This window comes from Dyella sp. (assembly GCF_036746095.1).
Taxonomy (GTDB): Bacteria; Pseudomonadota; Gammaproteobacteria; order Xanthomonadales; family Rhodanobacteraceae; genus Dyella_B.
Window position 1 is genome coordinate 92,642 of the sequence record NZ_DAIOEU010000005.1, and the last position, 17,346, is coordinate 109,987.

The 17,346-nt window shown below is 62.0% G+C and carries 19 protein-coding genes; 7 read left to right on the forward strand and 12 right to left on the reverse strand.

Annotated elements, in window-relative coordinates; genetic code table 11:
- Nucleotides 1–38: 38 nt before the first annotated feature.
- A complete protein-coding gene (locus V7M64_RS04150; protein WP_333677226.1) occupies nt 39–1,154 on the reverse strand; it encodes an aldo/keto reductase in 1,116 nt (371 codons plus the stop codon).
- Nucleotides 1,155–1,265: 111 nt separating this feature from the next.
- Between V7M64_RS04150 and V7M64_RS04155 the strand changes: the two genes are divergently transcribed.
- The gene (locus tag V7M64_RS04155) at nt 1,266–2,207 is read left to right on the forward strand and encodes a LysR family transcriptional regulator (protein WP_333677227.1); all 942 of its coding nucleotides are present in this window, start codon (nt 1,266–1,268) and stop codon (nt 2,205–2,207) included.
- Here the strand turns inward: V7M64_RS04155 and V7M64_RS04160 are convergent.
- Complete coding sequence (locus V7M64_RS04160) at nt 2,198–2,362, reverse strand: hypothetical protein (protein ID WP_333677229.1); 165 nt, start codon at nt 2,360–2,362, stop codon at nt 2,198–2,200. The genes V7M64_RS04155 and V7M64_RS04160 overlap by 10 nt on opposite strands.
- A gap of 246 nt (nt 2,363–2,608) precedes the next feature.
- Here V7M64_RS04160 and V7M64_RS04165 point away from each other — a divergent pair, with 246 nt between their 5' ends.
- Together V7M64_RS04165 and V7M64_RS04170 are read left to right on the forward strand one after the other, a co-directional pair.
- Nucleotides 2,609–4,924 (forward strand): SpoIIE family protein phosphatase, encoded by a 2,316-nt coding sequence (locus V7M64_RS04165; RefSeq protein ID WP_333677231.1) that lies wholly within the window; start codon nt 2,609–2,611, stop codon nt 4,922–4,924.
- Entirely contained in the window at nt 4,914–5,306 is a 393-nt protein-coding gene (locus V7M64_RS04170) for an STAS domain-containing protein (protein WP_333677233.1), read from the forward strand. Before V7M64_RS04165 ends, V7M64_RS04170 begins: the two co-directional genes overlap by 11 nt.
- A gap of 407 nt (nt 5,307–5,713) precedes the next feature.
- Here the strand turns inward: V7M64_RS04170 and V7M64_RS04175 are convergent, their stop codons facing one another.
- Complete coding sequence (locus V7M64_RS04175) at nt 5,714–7,084, reverse strand: formimidoylglutamate deiminase (RefSeq protein ID WP_333677235.1); 1,371 nt, start codon at nt 7,082–7,084, stop codon at nt 5,714–5,716.
- Between the two features lie 80 nt (nt 7,085–7,164).
- Here V7M64_RS04175 and V7M64_RS04180 point away from each other — a divergent pair, with 80 nt between their 5' ends.
- The 3 genes from V7M64_RS04180 (at nt 7,165) to hutI (ending at nt 11,491) form a co-directional block, all read left to right on the forward strand.
- Entirely contained in the window at nt 7,165–8,736 is a 1,572-nt protein-coding gene (locus V7M64_RS04180; protein WP_333677236.1) for a bifunctional GNAT family N-acetyltransferase/carbon-nitrogen hydrolase family protein, read from the forward strand.
- Nucleotides 8,737–8,822: 86 nt separating this feature from the next.
- Nucleotides 8,823–10,268 carry a chloride channel protein gene (locus V7M64_RS04185; protein WP_333677237.1) on the forward strand — a complete coding sequence of 482 codons (1,446 nt, stop codon included), beginning with the start codon at nt 8,823–8,825 and terminating at the stop codon, nt 10,266–10,268.
- Entirely contained in the window at nt 10,265–11,491 is a 1,227-nt protein-coding gene (hutI, locus tag V7M64_RS04190; RefSeq protein ID WP_333677238.1) for an imidazolonepropionase, read from the forward strand. Before V7M64_RS04185 ends, hutI begins: the two co-directional genes overlap by 4 nt.
- A 203-nt stretch (nt 11,492–11,694) precedes the next feature.
- On the opposite strand, the gene V7M64_RS04195 is transcribed toward hutI, so the two are convergent.
- The 8 genes from V7M64_RS04195 to gltX all read right to left on the reverse strand — a co-directional run bounded on the left by V7M64_RS04195 (nt 11,695) and on the right by gltX (nt 16,586).
- Complete coding sequence (locus V7M64_RS04195) at nt 11,695–12,111, reverse strand: type II toxin-antitoxin system VapC family toxin (protein ID WP_333677239.1); 417 nt, start codon at nt 12,109–12,111, stop codon at nt 11,695–11,697.
- On the reverse strand, nt 12,098–12,412 hold the full coding sequence (locus V7M64_RS04200) for a hypothetical protein (RefSeq protein WP_333677241.1): 315 nt from the start codon (nt 12,410–12,412) through the stop codon (nt 12,098–12,100). The genes V7M64_RS04195 and V7M64_RS04200 overlap by 14 nt, the downstream gene beginning before the upstream one ends.
- Nucleotides 12,413–12,472: 60 nt before the next feature.
- Nucleotides 12,473–12,640, reverse strand: coding sequence for a 30S ribosomal protein THX (locus V7M64_RS04205; RefSeq protein ID WP_333677242.1), 168 nt, complete (start codon nt 12,638–12,640; stop codon nt 12,473–12,475).
- Nucleotides 12,641–12,724: 84 nt separating this feature from the next.
- Nucleotides 12,725–13,678 (reverse strand): cation diffusion facilitator family transporter, encoded by a 954-nt coding sequence (locus V7M64_RS04210; RefSeq protein ID WP_333677244.1) that lies wholly within the window; start codon nt 13,676–13,678, stop codon nt 12,725–12,727.
- A gap of 56 nt (nt 13,679–13,734) precedes the next feature.
- On the reverse strand, nt 13,735–14,169 hold the full coding sequence (locus V7M64_RS04215; protein ID WP_333677246.1) for a MerC domain-containing protein: 435 nt from the start codon (nt 14,167–14,169) through the stop codon (nt 13,735–13,737).
- 117 nt (nt 14,170–14,286) lie between these two features.
- Complete coding sequence (locus V7M64_RS04220; RefSeq protein ID WP_333677248.1) at nt 14,287–14,751, reverse strand: transcriptional repressor; 465 nt, start codon at nt 14,749–14,751, stop codon at nt 14,287–14,289.
- 52 nt (nt 14,752–14,803) lie between these two features.
- Nucleotides 14,804–15,073, reverse strand: coding sequence for a hypothetical protein (locus V7M64_RS04225; RefSeq protein ID WP_333677249.1), 270 nt, complete (start codon nt 15,071–15,073; stop codon nt 14,804–14,806).
- A gap of 112 nt (nt 15,074–15,185) precedes the next feature.
- A complete protein-coding gene (gene gltX, locus V7M64_RS04230; protein ID WP_333677251.1) occupies nt 15,186–16,586 on the reverse strand; it encodes a glutamate--tRNA ligase in 1,401 nt (466 codons plus the stop codon).
- Here gltX and V7M64_RS04235 point away from each other — a divergent pair.
- A complete protein-coding gene (locus V7M64_RS04235; protein WP_333677252.1) occupies nt 16,585–16,824 on the forward strand; it encodes a hypothetical protein in 240 nt (79 codons plus the stop codon). The two genes, gltX and V7M64_RS04235, sit on opposite strands and share 2 nt — an antisense overlap.
- Nucleotides 16,825–16,891: 67 nt before the next feature.
- Here V7M64_RS04235 and V7M64_RS04240 read toward each other — a convergent pair whose 3' ends face one another.
- Entirely contained in the window at nt 16,892–17,326 is a 435-nt protein-coding gene (locus V7M64_RS04240) for a DUF4399 domain-containing protein (RefSeq protein ID WP_333677253.1), read from the reverse strand.
- Nucleotides 17,327–17,346: the final 20 nt, after the last annotated feature.

Below are 17,346 nucleotides of genomic sequence, written 5' to 3' on the forward strand. Positions count from 1 at the left end.
CTCCTCCCCCTGCTTGCGGGGGAGGGAGAATCATCGAGTCAACCTGCCTTGATCTCCCGCGCTTCCAGCTTCGGCACGAACACCGGTTGCGCATAGCCGACGGGCTTATCGCCCACTGCCACACCACCATGAATCCGCGTCTGCTGGATATCGGCAAACATGTAATACGGGAACGGTTTTTCCGGCGCACTCACGGCATCGAGACGCGCACGCAGTTCCATCGGCAACTGGAAGGAAAGCGCAGACAAATTGGCATCGAGTTGTTCCAGCTTGGTGGCGCCGATGATCACCGACGCAATGCCCGGCTGCGTAGCCACCCAGTTCAAGGCGACGGCCGCCATGCTCTGGCCGGCTTCCTTCGCCACCTTTTCCAACTCGGCAACGATCTTCCAATTGCGTTCGGTAAAACGCTCGAAGCCGGGTGCGTTGCTGATCTTCGCAAGCCTTCCGTCGCCCTCCCCGCCTTGCTGGCTCGGCTTGTACTTGCCCGACAGCATGCCCATCGCCAGCGGGCTCCACGCGGTGATACCCATGCCGAGGTTTTGCCCCAGCGGCACGTACTCGTGCTCGATATGGCGTTCGGCCAGCGAGTATTCGAGCTGCATGTTGACCAGCGACGTCAATGCATGCGCTTCGGCAAACGTCTGCGCACGCGCTGCATACCACGCGGGAATGTCGGAAAGCCCGGCGTAGCGGATCTTGCCCGCGCGCACCAGGTCATCCAGCGTGCGCACCACTTCTTCGGCCGGCGTGATGCGATCCCAGGTGTGCAGCAGGTACAGGTCGATGTAGTCGGTGCGCAGGCGGCGCAGCGAGCTTTCCACCGCGCGCATGATGTTCTTGCGGCCATTGCCACCGGCATTCGGGTTGCCGGGCTGCGCGTTGTAGGTGAACTTGGTGGCGAGCACCACGCGATCGCGCGTGCCGCTTGCTTCGATGAACTTGCCCAGCATGCTTTCGCTGGTGCCTTCGGTATAAAGGTCGGCGGTATCGATGAAGTTGCCACCGGCGTCCAGGTAACGGTCGAACATGGCGCGGGCGGTTTGCTCGGCGGTGCCCCAGCCCCAGTCGTCGCCGAAGGTCATGGCACCGAGGGCCAGGCGGCTGACGCGCAGGCCGGAACGTCCAAGCGTGAAGTATTGATCGAGCGACATGGCGGAACTCCTTGATGGTTGACGGGACGCAGTGTGCGCTGCGCGATCCGGTTGAAAAACCACCGCGGGCTTGATGCATTATTTAGCCTGTCTAACAAATGGGAATCGGCCATGCGCGACCATTACGCCCTGCGCGCCTTTCGCACCGTCGCCGAATGCGGCAGCTTCACCCGCGCCGCGGCGGCCTTGGACGTGACGCCTTCGGCCCTGAGCCAGACGGTGCAGCAACTGGAACGCCAGCTCGGCACGCGGCTGCTCCAACGCACCACGCGGCGCGTCGGGCTTACCGAGGCCGGGCAAGAGATGCTCCAGCGCATTGCGCCCGCGCTGAACGAATTGGACCTGGCGCTGGATGCGATCCGCCAGCACGGCGACCGCCCGCGCGGCACCATCCGCCTGACCGTGGCGGGCGTGGTATCGCGCGCCGTCATCGAGCCCATCCTCGGTGAATTCATGGCGCGCTGGCCGGACGTGCAGTTGGATATCCGCGTGGAAGACGGCCTTGCCGACCTGGTGGCCGACGGCCTGGATGCGGGCATTCGCCTGGGCGAAAGCCTGCAACGCGACATGGTGGCGGTGCCCATTGGCGGAGCCATGCGCGCGGTAGTGGTGGGATCACCGGAATACTTCAAGCGCCGCGGCTATCCGAAGCAACCGAAAGATCTGCAGAAGCACAATTGCATCAAGCATCGCCTTCCCAGCAGCGGTGCGATCTATCGCTGGGAATTCGCGCACCGCAGCGGTGCGCAGAAGGGCCGCTGGTTCGACATCGCCGTCGACGGGAGCCTGACCGTCAACGACGTACCGTTGTCGTTACGCGCTGCCGAGGATGGCATCGGCCTGACCTACCTGCTGGAAATTTCCGCGCGTGACGCCCTCGCCGATGGACGGCTGGAAAGCGTGCTCGAGCCATGGTTGCCGCCGTTCGACGGCATGTACCTGTATTACCCGAGCCGCTTCCAGGTTCCTCCGAAACTGCGCGTGTTCATCGACTTCATCCGCGAATGGGGCACCCGCGAACTCAATCCATCGCAGCCACGTACTCAGCGATAACGCCAATGGCCGCCGATCCATACATGCCCCGAGCCCCAATAGCCGGGCACCCATACCCGCGCCGGACGTGGTGCCACCACGACACAGCCGGTTTGCACAACGACGCCGCCGAACACGGCGAGCGCGATCAACAGCTTTGGCAGGTAACGACGCATAATGGTTCTCCCGATGGTGTGTTGGAAACTCATGGCGGGAAACGCGGGGGAAAAAGTTTGCGATGACGATGCGAAGCTGAACTGATGCCGGGGATTCACGTTGGCGACGCTCTCGCCACACCGGAGGTAGGCCGGTTCGCGCCTAGCAGGCACAGATCATCACTTGCATAAGCTGCGCACCCCTTCGCACCTCATCGGTCATGCAATCCGCTATAACCGCCGGTGATGACAGGTGTTGGGGGAAGCATGCCGTTGCGCAGTCTTGCATGGAGGTTGGCCCTCTGGGTGCTGGCCGGTGCGGCGCTCGTGTTCGTGGCGAGCGGCTATGTGCTGTTCCGCATGGTGGGGCATCCGTTGCTGGAGCAGGCGCAGCGGGAATCGGGTGCGTTGGCGAGCCAGGGCAGCAGCCTTGTGCAGGAGCGTCTGGACGACATCACCAACACCAGCCGCGTGCTCGCCTCGGTGATCGGCCCGCGCCCTTTGGATGCGGCGCCGCTGATCCACGATGCCCTGGCAGGCAATGCCGATATTGCCAGCCTGGCCGCGGCGTTCGTGCCCGCCAGCGCCGCGGCGCAAGAGGCGGGGCAATCGCCGTTCGTAAGCCGGCAGAGTGATGGCACGCTTGCGCAGCGCGATCTTTTCAAAGATCCGCAGCCTTACTGGAACGCCGCCTGGTTCCGGCAAGGGGTGGCCTGTACCCAAGGATGCTGGCATCCGGTGTTCTGGTCGCAATCGCGGCACCGGCTGCTGGTGAGCTATTCGGTGCCCATGCTGGTGGATGGCAAGGTTATCGGCGTGGTCAATGCGGATATCACGCTGGACTGGCTGCAAGGCGTAGTCTCGTCGATGCATCTGCCGGCGGGCACGCATGCCTTCGTGATCGATCAGCAAGGGAGCTATCTGGCGAATGATGCGATCGACCAGGTCGGCCAAAAGGCGGACCCTGCCTTGCTCGATCAACTGAATGCGCCAGCAAACGCGCATCATCTGACGTTGCAAGGCGAGCGTGCATGGATCTATGACCAGCCCATTCAGGGCACGCACTGGAAACTGATCATAGCCGTGCCCGAAGCGCTTATTTACGCACAGGTGCGCCATGCGTTCACGTCGGTGCTGTTGCTTGGTGCGCTGACCTTGCTGCTGCTGGGCCTGATCGTGATGATTACCATCCGCCGCACACTGATGCCGCTGGGCGTACTCGCCGAGCGTGCGGAACTGGTGGCGCGCGGCGCGCTGGATTTTGCGCTTCCACGCATACGGCGCCACGATGAAATCGGCCGCCTTACGCATGCCTTCGACCGGATGCGGCTTGAACTGGCCACGCATTTGCAGGAACTGACGCGCGTGGCGCAGGAGCAGGCCCGGCTCGCCAGCGAACTGGATATTGCGCAGCAGATCCAGACGGCGTTGTTGCCCGGGCCGCATTATCTCGATGCGCGTTGCCACAACTTCGAACTGTTCGCCGTGCTGAAACCGGCACGCACGGTTGGCGGTGATTTGTACAGCTACTTCATGCTGCCCAATCAGCGCTTCTGCTTCATGGTCGGCGACGTCGCCGATAAAGGCATTCCCGCGGCACTGTTCATGGCGCGCACGATCACCCTTGCCAAGGCAATGGCGTCACGTGCGCAATCGCCGCAGCAGCTGTTGCAGTTCATCAACCAGGAGTTGTGCCGCAATAACGACAGTTGCATGTTCGTGACGTTGCTGTGCGGCTTTCTGGATGTGGCGACGGGACACATGACACTGGCCAGCGCGGGGCACGATCCGCCCGCGTTATGGGGCAATCATGCGCCGCGCTGGCTGCCGGTGGTTTCAGGCCCGGCCTTGGGCCTGGATGAGGATGCCTCGTTTCCGGCCATGCGCATGCGCCTGAAACCGGGCGATACCTTGTTGGCCTATACCGACGGCGTTACCGAAGCCGCCAACAAGGCCACGGAGCAATACGGCGGCGAGAGGCTGCTGGCCACGCTTGGCCAGTTCCACGATGCGGGCGATGAAACCGGGCACGGTGATCCGGTGAAATTCCTGGTGGAGGATGTCGAGGCGTTCGCAACCGGCCGCGGCCAGAGCGATGATATCGCCCTGCTTGCCTTGCGCTGGAATCACGCTGGACTGGACAAGGGGACACCGATGCTCGACCTGGTATTTCCTGCCTCGCTGGAAAAAGTGTTCGAGACGCTCGACCTGTGCGAGGAAACCCTGCGCGAAGCCAACCTGCGCAGCGACGTCCGCGCCGACGTGCGCCTGGTGCTGGAAGAGCTGATGGTGAACATGGTTCATCATGGCAGCACCGCGGGCGAAGGCGTGATCGGCCTGCGCATGACGGTGGTGAAGGAAGCGGTGCTGGTGGAACTCAACCACAATGGCGCACCGTTCGATCCGCTGCAATTGGGTGCACCCACGCTCACCGGCGACCTTGCCGACCGCGACGACGACGGCGGCCTGGGCATCCATCTCGTGCGCGCGATGTCCAGCGAACTGAACTACACGCACGACGAAGACGGCAATCATCTGCAATTGCGTTTTGCCCATCCCACGGAGCACGGCCATGGCACTTAATCTACGCATCGATCCGCTAGGTCCCGAGCGGTCCACGCTTTATCTGGAAGGTCGCCTGGATGCCATGAGCTTCGGCGAGTTCGACAAGCAGGCCGACAAGGTGCTGGAGCAAATGGCCACCGGCAGTACGCTGGTGCTCGATCTATCCGCACTTGACTACATCAGCAGCGCGGGCCTGCGCAGCATCGCCAAGACGCGCAAAACCATGCGCGCACGCGATGGCCATACCTTGCTGGTGAATCCGCAAGTGCAGGTGCGCAAGGTGTTCGACATCGTCAAGGCGGTGCCGGTGAAAGAGATTTTCGAGAACGTGCGCGAGCTGGATGATTATCTGGACCGGATCCAGCGCCGGGTGTTGAGCGAAGGGGATGAGGTGGAGTGAATCGCGTAAATCCCCATCGTCATTCCGGCGACAGCCTGAATCCAGTTTAGATACGGCCTGCGCAGCAGACAAAACCTAATGATGTTGTGTGCTGCGCACGTCATTTTTGACTGGATTGACCAGCTTCGCTGTTGTAAAGCGCTTCGGCCTTCGCCGGAATGACGAGCCACCTTTAACAAGCTCCACAATGCTGGGATTTCATCCCAGCCCACGCGTGGCGCTCCGCAAAATTACGCATTCTCTACGCCAACCCGCGCAGCCTTTACTCGCCTTCTATACCGCCTCCCGCAAAATACGCGGCACGCCGATGTCCAGCAGGCTTGCAGCCGGAGGCCGCCACGCGAGGTAGCGGGCAGCAGCTTTCCGATGATCCGGCTCCGGCTGCAAACCTGCTGGATATTTGCGTTTTATGCACTGGCAAGGCGCGTCACGGCCATGCGATAGCGGGCGGCGATGCGCGCTTCATCGCGATGTGCAAAATCGCGTACTGCCCACTTGCTGCCGACCATAACGTGCCGCACCGGCGAAACGTTGCCGGCAAACAGGAAGCTGTCCATCACCGAACGGCTGTCGCGTGCGGCAAGCAAGGGCGATTCCTGATCCAGCACGATGAAGTCCGCGCGCTGGCCTGCGGCGATGGCGCCAACCGGCATATCCGCCGCCTGTGCACCGCCCTTTAGCGCAGCTCGCCAGAGTGTTTCACCCACGCTGTCGCCGGCATGGCGTGCCGCCACGTTGCGGTGGCGCGTACTCAGGCGCTGGCCGTATTCGAGCCAGCGCAATTCCTCCACCGGCGAAATGGAGATATGCGAATCCGAACCGACACCCAGCGTGCCGCCAGCCTCTAGATAACGCGCCAGCGGAAACAGGCCATCGCCCAGATTGGCTTCGGTGGTGGGACACAGGCCGGCCACCGCACCGCTGCGCGCCAGCTGCGTGGTTTCCTTTTCGGTAAGGTGCGTGGCATGCACCAGACACCAGCGCTGGTCGACTGGTGCATGGTCGAGCAGCCATTCCACGGGGCGCGCGCCACGCGTGGCGAGGCAGTCCTGCACTTCGCCGATCTGTTCGGCGATATGGATATGGATCGGACCGTTTTTCAGCGCATCGTGTTCGATCACGCCGCGCCACGCCTGTTCCGGAATGGCACGCAGCGAATGCAAAGCAACACCCACGCGCACGTCATGGCTTTCGTGCTTGCGCAGATTGCCGAGCAGTTGCAGATAGCTCTCCACGTCGTTGCCGAAACGACGCTGGCGTGGTGACAGCGCGCGGCCGTCGAAACCGCCGCTCATGTAAAGCACGGGCAGCAGTGTGAGCGCGATACCGGCTTCACGCGCCGCTTCGATCAAGGCCAGCGACATCGCTTCCGGCTGCGCGTAGGGTTTGCCGTCCGGCTGATGGTGCAGGTAATGGAACTCGCACACCTGGGTATAGCCGGCCTTGAGCATCTCCACGTAAACCTGTGCGGCAATCGCCTGCAAGGTATCCGGATCGATGCGTTCGGCGAACCCATACATGGTTTCGCGCCAGGTCCAGAAGGAATCGTCGCCGGGGCCGCGGCGTTCGGCCAGGCCGGCCATGGCGCGCTGAAAGGCATGCGAGTGCAGGTTGGGCATGCCGGGCAATACCCAGCCGTCGAGATATTCGGGCGTTGTGGCGGTCGAGGCGACGATTCGCCCGGTGCTGTCCACCGCGAAGGCGGCATCGGTTCGCCACTGGGCGTCGCTCCACAGGTGATGGGCTTCAAACTGGTAGACCGCGGACGTATCGCTCATGAACAATCTCCGTATAGCCAGCCAAGTGTAACCGGCCATTCCGGCAATACTCGCATTCGCTTCACCTTCCCTAAGAAAGGATGAAAGCCGTGGCTAAGAAAAATGAAAACACGCCTATTCTCACCCTTCGCCAGGCCGTGCCAGGCGATGTACCGGCACTGGTCGATCTCACCGCCCGCGTCTACACGCCCGAATGGGGCCACTCGGCGGAAATGCTGCGCTCCCAGCAGACGCATTTTCCCGAAGGCCAGTTCGTGGTGGAGTACGAAGGCAACATCGTCGGTTACTGCGGCACGTTCCGGCTCGATGAGTCGCTGGCGCTGAAACCGCATACCTGGATGCAGATCACCGGCGGCGGCATGGCCTCGCGCCATAACCCGGACGGCAATTGGTTGTATGGCATGGAAGTGGTGGTGCACCCGGATTACCGCGGCATGCGCATCGGCCAGCGCTTGTACCAAGCGCGCAAACGGCTATGCATGGACCTGAAACTGCGCGGCATCACTTTTGGCGGACGCATCCCCGGACTGGCGCGCAACGTCCAGCGCTACGGCACGCCGGAAGCCTATCTGCAGGCTGTGGTGGAAGGGCGACGCCGCGATCCTACGCTGAGTTTTCAGCTGGCCAACGATTTCGAAATCATCGAGTTGCTGCGCGGTTACGTGCCTTCCGACCACGAATCGCTGGGCTATGCCGCGCACCTGGTGTGGCGCAACCCTGCCCTGCTCGATCAACCTGACATACCGGCGGTGCCATCGCCGCGGCATCTGCCCGATTCGGTGCGCGTGGCCACCGTGCAATACCTGCAGCGGCGCATCAAGTCGTTCGAGGAATTCGCCACCCAGGTTGAATACTTCACCGATATCGCCGCGGACTACAGCGCGGATTTCGTGACGTTCCCGGAATTGATCACGCTGCAATTGCTGTCGATCGAGAACGAAGAACTTTCGCCGGTGGAAACCATCCGCAAACTGAGTCACTACACGCCACAGGTGAAGGAACTTTTCAGCCACCTGGCAGTGCGCTACAACATCAACATCGTGGGTGGTTCACATCCGACCGAGCAGCCGAACGGCGACATCCACAACGTCTGCTACGTGTGCTTGCGCGATGGATCGGTACATGAGCAAGAGAAATTGCATCCCACGCCAAGCGAGCGCAACGTGTGGAATATTTCCGGCGGCGACAGCGCGGTGACGATCCCCACCGACTGCGGGCCGATCGGCGTGATGATCTGCTATGACTCGGAATTCCCCGAGGTGGCGCGTCACCTGGTGGACCAAGGCGCGCTGATGCTGTTCGTGCCGTTCTGCACCGACGTGCGCGAGGGCTATCTGCGCGTGCGTTATTGCGCGCAGGCACGGGCGATCGAAAACCAGTGCTATGTGATTCTCTCGGGCAATGTCGGCAATCTGCCTGGGGTGAACAATTTCGACATCCAGTACGGGCAGAGCTGCATTCTTACGCCCAGCGATTTTGTGTTTGCGCGCGACGGCGTGGCGGCCGATTCCACGCCGAATATTGAAACGGTGCTGTTTGCCGATCTTCGATTGGAGAGCTTGGCGCGGGCGCGCAATGCCGGAACGGTGCAGAACTTGAAGGATCGGCGCTACGACCTGTATGAGACGCGTTGGTTGAGGCAATCACGATGATGCATCGCCGGAATGACGAGCACGGATAGCGTCACTTTCATGGCAGCCTGCACAGCGAAAGGGCAGACCTCTGCCATAATCCGCCAATGTCTGCATCATCCCCTCAAGCTTCCAATCCGCGCCTTCGCGCCGTACTCGGCCACGAGTTCTTCGCTCCCTACCAATGGAAACGCCGTATTGCGCTATGGAGCGGCGCCATACTGGTCGCGCTCGCTTCCATCCTGTTCGCCAAGGCCAGCGACTGGGCGTACCGGTTGTTCGAGAAACTGCTGACGCACGGCGTCTGGATACCGTTGATTCTTACGCCGCTGGTATTCGGCCTGCTGTGCTGGGTCACCGAAGGGCGACTGCGGGCCGCACGCGGCAGCGGTATTCCGCAGGTCATTGCGACGATCCACGTGGACGAAGCCGGGTTCCGCGCGAAGATGCTGGCCTTGCCCATTGCGGTCAGCAAGATGGTGCTGACGTTGCTCGGCCTGGCTGTCGGCGCATCCATCGGCCGCGAAGGGCCGACCGTGCACGTCGGTGCGGGGTTGATGCACTGGCTGGGCCGGCGCTTTGGCTTCAACGATCCGACGGCGCTGTCGCGCTTCATCCTGGCCGGCGGCGCCGCAGGCATCGCCGCGGCGTTCAACACGCCGTTGGCGGGCGTGGTGTTCGCCATCGAGGAACTGGCCGGCACCTTCGAGCACCGCTTCAGCGGTTTGCTGCTGACTGCCGTGTTCGTGGGCGGCGTGGTGTCGTTGGGCATCCTCGGCAATTACGCCTATTTCGGCACGGTGCAGGCCAGCTTGCCGCTCGGGCATGCGTGGCTGGCGGTGTTGGAATGCGGCATCGTGGGCGGCTTGGCAGGCGGCGTGTTTGCGCGATTGATCCTGCTGGGCCGACGCGGGCCGCTGGCCGCCATCGGCAAGTTGCGCGAGCGCAATCCGGTGCTGTTCGCCGTCGGTTGCGGCCTCGCCTTGGCCGTGATCGGCGTGCTGTCGCACAACACCGTGTACGGCACCGGCTATGCACAGGCGCGCGCCTTCGTGCAGGGTGGTGCCGACACGCCCGGCGAAGGCTTTGGCGTACTGAAGCTGCTGGCCAACGTGGTGTCGTACTGGGCGGGCATTCCTGGCGGTATCTTTTCGCCGGCGTTGGCGGTTGGCGCAGGCTTAGGGCACAACATCGCCTATTTCCTGCCGCATGCGCCGGAGGCCGCGGTAGTGTTGCTGGGCATGAGCGCCTATCTTGCGGGTGTCACCGGCGCACCGCTGACCTCGGCGGTGATCGCGATGGAGCTCACCAACAACCAGGACATGGTGATTCCGATCATGGCCGTCTGCCTGCTGGCGCGTGCGGCGTCATCCATTTTTGCACCCACGCCGGTATACAAGGATTTCGCCGAGCGCATGATCCGGGACTTCGAGCGGCAACAGGCGGAAAAGCAGGCCGCAACGGCACCGGCCGACGATATGGCCGCTACCAGTGCGTACGGCGAACCGGTAGCGCGTACGGCTACTGAAAAAACGGAAGAATCCGACCGATGAACTGGGATCTGCTGTTGATCAACGCATCGCTGGCGACCTTCGTCGGCGAAGCTACCTACGGCTTGCTGAACGATGCCGCCGTGGCATGCCAGGATGGCCAGATCGTGTGGATCGGGTCGATGCGCGATCTGCCTGCCGCATCGGCGGCCACCGCGCGCGAGGTGCACGATGTCGGTGGCGCATTGGTCACGCCGGGATTGATCGACTGCCACACGCACTTGGTGTTCGGTGGCGACCGTGCGCAGGAATTCGATCTGCGCCTCAACGGCGCCACTTACGAAGAGATTGCACACAACGGTGGCGGCATCATCTCCACCGTGCGCGCCACGCGCCATGCAAGCGAAGACGATCTGCTCGCGCAATCGCTGCCGCGCGCGCGCAGCTTGCTGGCCGATGGCGTCACCACGCTGGAAATCAAATCCGGCTATGGCCTGGAGCTGGATGCGGAGCGCCGCATGCTGCGCGTGGCGCGACGTATCGGCGAAGAACTTGGCGTGCACGTGCGAACCAGCTTTCTCGGCCTGCATGCGCTGCCGCCCGAATACAAGGATCGCCGCGACGAGTACGTCGATTTGGTATGCGATGAAATGCTGCCAGCGCTTGCCAGCGAAGGCTTGGTGGATGCAGTCGATGCGTTCTGCGAAGGCATCGGCTTTACCCGCGCCGAAACGCAGCGCATGTTCGAGCACGCACGGCAGCTTGGCTTGCGCGTGAAGCTGCATGCGGAGCAACTTACCGATCTGGATGGTGCGGCCTTGGTCGCCGAGTTCGGCGGACTGTCGGCCGATCATCTCGAATACCTCAGCGATACGGGTATTCAAGCGATGGCGCGCGCGGGCAGCGTCGCCGTGCTGCTGCCAGGCGCATTCTATGCGTTGCGCGAAACCAAGCTGCCGCCGGTGGCGAGCCTGCGCTCGCATGGCGTTCCGATCGCCATCGCTACGGACTGCAATCCCGGCACCTCTCCCCTGCTCTCGCTACGGCTTGCCGCGAACATGGCGTGTACTTTGTTTCGCTTGACGCCGGAAGAAGCCTTGCGCGGCATTACCGTGAATGCGGCGCGTGCGCTGGGTTTGCACGACCGCGGCACACTGGCGGTGGGCAAGCGTGCCGATCTGGTGATGTGGAATGCGAGGCAGCCGGCGGAGCTTTGCTATTGGGTTGGCGGCGGGCTGGTACGGCAGGTGTGGATGAGTGGGGTAGCTGCCTCCTTACCCTATTAATCAGTGTTGCCTTAAACCTCAAGATCCGACTCGCTTCTCATCTCTGGTTCTAGGATACGGGGGCCGAAAGGAAGGAGTCTATCTGCGGCATCCATGGCAGCGTGCAGACGATCCGCATTGGCCTTAGAGCCAAATAAATGCTGCATTTCATCCTCTGCGCGCTTATCTCTGCTTGGATGCTCAGGCATCATGGTGCTGGCCTCCTAGGAAAAGGGATTCAGCAACGGCACTCGCGTTTTGGCAAAATTAACGACGTTACGGGTCACTACCGTCAAATCATGCAATAACGCTGTCGCCGCAATGAGCTTGTCCAATTCATGCTCGGGATGCGGTACGCGAAGCCTTCCCCAGACTTGACTGACATCGGCATCTATCGGAAGGATGTTTTGCGCGAAATTCTGCAGAATGTCGGCGAGCCATGCTTCAAGCTGATCTGCTTGCTTGATGTCGCCACGATGGCGGATCAATTCAACGCCTCGGCGCAGTTCTCCCACCGTCACTACGGACAGGTACATCTCGGTATCGGCCGAGATGACTTGGCGAAAAAAAGCGCGCACACCGTGATTAGCTTTATCTCGCTTGCGTAGCTCACCTATGACGTTAGTATCAATCAAATACACGCGCAGCTTTTCCCGAACCGCCGACGCGGGCGAAGTCTTCGTCTTCACCAACTTCAGGCATGCTCACCAGCACTTCGGCAAAGCTCTTGCGGCGGGTTTTCCTTCCGAGGGCCACCGCCAGGATGGCACGATGCTCAGCCTCAGCGCTTCGCCCATGTGCAGCGGCACGCTCACGCAGTTGGATAACAAGTTTCTCATCGACGTTTCGCACTAGAAGAGTGGCCATAACGCTGCTCCCGCCAATAGTGATATCAATGATATCACCACGGATCCAGGAGACGCTATCATTGATAGCACTCATAGATCAGACATAAAAAACCCCCGGCCAGCGGGGGTTTTCTACATCGGCGAGCTGTCAGGCTCAGGCCGACTTTTTCTTCGGCGCAGGCGCGGCCTTTTTCACGGCAGCCGGCTTGGTCACGGCCGCACCGGCGCCCGCCACGGCGGGCTTCACGGAGTGCGCGCGGGTGTTGCCGTAGCTGCTGCGGTAGGTTTTGCCGCGGCGGGTTTTGCGATCGCCCTTACCCATGGGAAACTCCTTGAATCGTCATGATGTTGATGGCTAGTCATCGTAACAGCGGCGAGCCAAAGCGCAAGCAGCTTGGGCCTGCGGTTAGTGATGATGCGAGTGGTGCTGCGGCTGGGCATTGCAGCCCGGGCTGCCGTCCGGGCAATCGCCTGGATCGATCTGCACGGTGGCATGGCGGATGCCGAAGCGCTCCAGCAAGACACGGTTGACCGCGGCCAGCACACGCGCGCCTGCATCGCGATCATGCAGTTCCAGATGCAGCGTTGCCATGCGCGAACCGGAAGCGAGCTGCCAGACGTGCAGGTGATGCACGTCGCGGATGGAGGCATCGACGCCACGCAGCGCGGTTTCCACCTCGTGCGGATCCATGCCTTCGGGCACGCCTTCCAACAGGATGTGCGTGGAACGCCGCAGCAGCTGCCACGCGCTGTTCAAGATCAACAACGAGACCAGGATCGATAGCGCGGGATCTGCCCAATTCCAGCCCAGCCAGCGCACCGCCAGGGCGGCCAGCACGGCACCGACCGAACCAAGCAGATCTCCCAACACGTGCAAGCTGGCTGCGCCGATGTTGACGTCGTCATGCGCGTGATCATGCAGGCTGCGCAGCACGATCAGGTTCACCAGCAGGCCAACGATCGCGACACCCAGCATGACGCCGGAAAGAATATGCACCGGCTTGAAGAAGCGCTCGATGGCCTCGTAGGCAATGAACCCCACCAGCACGAACTGCGTCAGCGCATTGACGAAACCCGCCAGCACTTCCATGCGGCCATAGCCATACGTACGCCGCGCATCGGCCGGACGCCGCGTCATGCGCGCCGCGAACAGGGCAAGCATCAGGGCTGCCGCATCCACCAGCATGTGGCCGGCGTCGGCGAGCAAGGCGAGCGATCCGGACCACCAGCCGCCCAGCGCTTCGGCGAACATCATGCCTGCGGTAAGCACGAAGGCGAACAGCAATTTGCGCTCGCGCTCCGCTACATCCGTGGCATGCGTGTGGTGATGATCGTTGGCGTGGCTGTGCGCGTGAGTCATGCCGTCATGCTAGAAAGCGGCGCGGCCGTTACACAATCACCGCGGCGAAAACCGGCTCAACCGTGCGCACACTGCGGCCCATGTATGAGGCCATGAACGCGGTCGAAGCGAAGATTGAAGAAATGCGCGGAAGCGACCAGCAAGCCGCCACATGTCACCAGTACGCTATGCACGACGATCGAATAGCCTTCCGCGAAGGTGACGCCAATCACCAGCAGCGCAAGCCCGGGTAACGCCAGGCGCAGCGGCAGCGGACGATGATGGCGGCGATAGCCGTTCACCAGGGCCACCAGCGCCAGTGCGCTGGCGAACAATACGAAACCGCGCTCGAATGCGTGATCGGCGAGAAAGCTCAAGCCGATCAGCGGCAATATGGCGAGGACGAAAGGCAACGCCGCGCAATGGATGGCGCACAAAAACGACGCAACGGCACCCACGCGATCGACGAGGTTCCACCAGCGGTTTTTCTGTTGCGTTGGCGTGGAATCCATGGGGGCGACACCATGCGGAAATGTCCGGCAGGGTACCGAACTTTTGTTACGTTATAACATCCCTGACCTGTCCGCAAGGGACCCTGCGCCTGACCCCGTACGGCATGGGCCGGAGACTCAGGCCTTGCGGCACTGCTTGCACACGCCATGCACTTCCAGCGTTTGCGCCTGGGGACGGAAACCGAAAGTCTTGGCCTGAGCCTCGATCAGCTCGGCCACGCGCTCGTCGCAGACTTCCTGCGCGCTGGAACAGACGTCGCAGATCAGGAACGGTACCTGGTGTGCCTCGGCGGGGTGATGGCATGACACGAACGCGTTGATCGATTCCAGCTTGTGGATGAAGCCGTTCTCAAGCAGGAAATCCAGCGCGCGATAAACGGTGGGAGGGGCAGCATTGCCATGGCGTTCACGCAATTGATCGAGCAGGTCGTATGCCTTCACCGGCTTGCCGGCCGCCGCGATCAGTTCCAGCACTTCCTTGCGCAGCGGCGTCAGGCGCAGGCCGCGCTCCTCGCTGGCATGCTCCACCGCCGCCACGAAATCCGCCGGACCTTCGTGATGGTGATGGACGTGATCTTTCATGGACGTGCCGTTATTCAATGCGATTCACCTCGTCGAGGATCATACACCGCAGCTAACGAGGCAGCGGTGGAGGCTTGGCTGACTTGGGGGCGAGCAGCACGACAATCCAGCCGATCGGCCCGAGCACGAGCGCCCAGACCACTCCGCTCAGCAGCTTGCCACGCCACCAGCCGAGCAAGGCGCCCACCGCGACGAAGACAAGGTTCCACCAGAACAACGCGGCCCACGGGATCATCGCCATCAGGTTGATGAAGATGTGGATGAACGCATCGGGCGCGCCCATGTCGACGCCTTGGGTGGCTTTGGCGAGAAGTTCTTCCATCTGCGATGCGCTCAGGGCCTTTCGTAAGTTGGGTGAGCGAATGCGAACCCCGACATGGCATGTTCGCAGATGGCGAGGTCGGGGTCCGCATTCGCTCAGCCCAACCTCCAGATCAGGACTGCGCCAGTGCCACGGCGTCATCGATCCGCTTGAGCGCCATCTCACGCCCGGCAAGGTAAATGGTGTGATCGATCGATGGTGAGACCTGCGTCCCCGTCATCGCCACGCGCAACGGCTGGGCGATCTTGCCCATGCCCAGTTCCAGTTTGGCGGCGATCTGTTCGATCACCCGATGGATCGGCTCGGGTTTCCATTCGCAATTGACGAGCAATTCGCGTGCGGCCTGCAACACCTGCACGGCGCTGTCATTCTTCAGATGCTTGGTCACCGCCTTGTCATCCCATTCGATGATGGGGCCGTACCAGATCCTGGCGCGCTCGGCCATGTCCTTGAACGTTTGCACGCGATCGCGCAAGGCGACGATCACGTCCGCCGGTGCGGGACCGTTGCGGGTGTCGATACCGGCACGCGCCAGGTGCCATTCGAATTCCGGCACCAGCGCCTGCGGATCATTCGTCTTCAGGTAATGCTGGTTGAGCCACAGCAGTTTTTCGGTATCGAAACGCGATGCGGCCTTGTTGACGTCGGCCACGTCGAACAGCCTGATCATTTCTTCGCGCGAGAAGATTTCCTGATCGCCGTGCGACCAACCGAGGCGCACCAGGTAATTGAGGATCGCGTGCGGAAGGAATCCGTTCTCGCGGTATTCCATCACGCTGACCGAGTTGGTGCGCTTGGACAGCTTCTTGCCTTCCTTGTCCAGGATCATCGGCAAGTGTGCAAACTCCGGCACCTTGGCGCCGAGCGCATGATAGATGTTGATCTGGCGCGGTGTGTTGTTGACGTGGTCGTCGCCGCGGATTACCTCGGTGATGCCCATGTCGATATCGTCAACGACTACCGCGAAGTTGTAGGTGGGCCAGCCGTCGGAGCGGAAGATCACCAGATCGTCCAGTTCGGTGTTGGACCATTCCACCCGGCCCTTCACCTTGTCCTCCCACACCACGGAACCTTCCAGGGGGTTCTTGAAGCGGATCACGCGGCTCGGATCGTCGCGATAGGGCTCGTTGCGCTCGCGGTAGTAGCCGTTGTAGCGCGGCTTCTCGCCACGCGCCATGGCGGCTTCGCGCATGGCTTCGATCTCTTCCTTCGTTTCGTAGGCGTAATAGGCCTTGCCGGCCGCGACCAGTTCGAGCGCCACTTGCTTGTAGCGCTCAAGGCGATGCGTCTGGAAGATCGGCGCCTGGTCCGCGCTCAGGTCCAGCCATTGCATCGCATCGACGATGGCCTGCACGGCCGCGTCCGTGGAACGCTCGCGGTCGGTGTCCTCGATGCGCAGCAGGAATTCCCCGCCGCGACGGCGCGCTTCCAGCCAGCAATACAGCGCGGTGCGCGCGCCGCCGATGTGCAGGAAACCGGTGGGACTGGGGGCGAAGCGGGTGCGGACGGTCATGAGCTCGGCGGTGCGGCGGATGGAACGGGAAATTTTAGCCGATGCCGCCAGTAAACTCCCTCTCTCCGGGCTCGGGCATAGCTATCTACATATCTCCCTGGATGGCAAATCTCGCCTTGTGGTCATTCCGGCGAAGGCCGGAATCCAGTTTAAATACGCTGTGCGAAGCACTCAAAACTTTTATGTTGTGTGCTGCGCACGTCATTTTTTTACTGGATTCCGGCTTTCGCCGGAATGACGGGAAGGTGCTGATCGTGCCCTCACCCCAAGCCCTCTCCCGGAGGGAGAGGGGCTTTGTGCGGTAGCTATTTCACATGCACCGTGATCACCTTCGACACCACCGGCGGGTCGAATGGAATGTGGTTGGCATCGCCCAGGTCCAACTGCAACGTGTGCGTGCCGGGCGGCAGCCTCAACGTGGTTTCGGTCTGGCCACCGCCGAAGTGCATGTGCTGCTTGTCGTTCGCAATCGGCTGGCCAGCCGGCGGCAGTTCTTTCACATCGACCAGCAGGTGATGGTGACCGGTCTTGTCGTGGGCGACGCCGGCGGGCGCCACGCCCATGCCTTTGAGTCCGAAGCGCACGACGAAGGTTTCCGGCACGGTAGCGCCGTCCTGCGGCGAAATGATGTAGACCTCGGCGCCGGCCGGCGCTTTGGTGACGGGTAAAGCAGGAGCATCGGCAGCAAGGGCAGCGCCGGTCACCGTGGTTAGCGCGACAGCGAGCAGCAGACGTTTCATGTAGAACCTCCTATCCGGAT

What these genes read in the sequence shown, in the direction of transcription:
- gltX (WP_333677251.1), bottom strand. Translation starts at nt 16,586, where the DNA reads ATGACCGTCCGCACCCGCTTCGCCCCCAGTCCCACCGGTTTCCTGCAC.
- V7M64_RS04220 (WP_333677248.1), bottom strand. Translation starts at nt 14,751, where the DNA reads ATGAAAGATCACGTCCATCACCATCACGAAGGTCCGGCGGATTTCGTG.
- V7M64_RS04205 (WP_333677242.1), bottom strand. Translation starts at nt 12,640, where the DNA reads ATGGGTAAGGGCGATCGCAAAACCCGCCGCGGCAAAACCTACCGCAGC.
- V7M64_RS04170 (WP_333677233.1), top strand. Translation starts at nt 4,914, where the DNA reads ATGGCACTTAATCTACGCATCGATCCGCTAGGTCCCGAGCGGTCCACG.
- V7M64_RS04240 (WP_333677253.1), bottom strand. Translation starts at nt 17,326, where the DNA reads ATGAAACGTCTGCTGCTCGCTGTCGCGCTAACCACGGTGACCGGCGCT.
- V7M64_RS04175 (WP_333677235.1), bottom strand. Translation starts at nt 7,084, where the DNA reads ATGAGCGATACGTCCGCGGTCTACCAGTTTGAAGCCCATCACCTGTGG.
- V7M64_RS04185 (WP_333677237.1), top strand. Translation starts at nt 8,823, where the DNA reads ATGTCTGCATCATCCCCTCAAGCTTCCAATCCGCGCCTTCGCGCCGTA.
- V7M64_RS04225 (WP_333677249.1), bottom strand. Translation starts at nt 15,073, where the DNA reads ATGGAAGAACTTCTCGCCAAAGCCACCCAAGGCGTCGACATGGGCGCG.
- V7M64_RS04160 (WP_333677229.1), bottom strand. Translation starts at nt 2,362, where the DNA reads ATGCGTCGTTACCTGCCAAAGCTGTTGATCGCGCTCGCCGTGTTCGGC.
- V7M64_RS04215 (WP_333677246.1), bottom strand. Translation starts at nt 14,169, where the DNA reads ATGGATTCCACGCCAACGCAACAGAAAAACCGCTGGTGGAACCTCGTC.
- V7M64_RS04180 (WP_333677236.1), top strand. Translation starts at nt 7,165, where the DNA reads ATGAAAGCCGTGGCTAAGAAAAATGAAAACACGCCTATTCTCACCCTT.
- V7M64_RS04235 (WP_333677252.1), top strand. Translation starts at nt 16,585, where the DNA reads ATGAGCTCGGCGGTGCGGCGGATGGAACGGGAAATTTTAGCCGATGCC.
- V7M64_RS04200 (WP_333677241.1), bottom strand. Translation starts at nt 12,412, where the DNA reads ATGAGTGCTATCAATGATAGCGTCTCCTGGATCCGTGGTGATATCATT.
- V7M64_RS04155 (WP_333677227.1), top strand. Translation starts at nt 1,266, where the DNA reads ATGCGCGACCATTACGCCCTGCGCGCCTTTCGCACCGTCGCCGAATGC.
- V7M64_RS04165 (WP_333677231.1), top strand. Translation starts at nt 2,609, where the DNA reads ATGCCGTTGCGCAGTCTTGCATGGAGGTTGGCCCTCTGGGTGCTGGCC.
- V7M64_RS04150 (WP_333677226.1), bottom strand. Translation starts at nt 1,154, where the DNA reads ATGTCGCTCGATCAATACTTCACGCTTGGACGTTCCGGCCTGCGCGTC.
- V7M64_RS04210 (WP_333677244.1), bottom strand. Translation starts at nt 13,678, where the DNA reads ATGACTCACGCGCACAGCCACGCCAACGATCATCACCACACGCATGCC.
- hutI (WP_333677238.1), top strand. Translation starts at nt 10,265, where the DNA reads ATGAACTGGGATCTGCTGTTGATCAACGCATCGCTGGCGACCTTCGTC.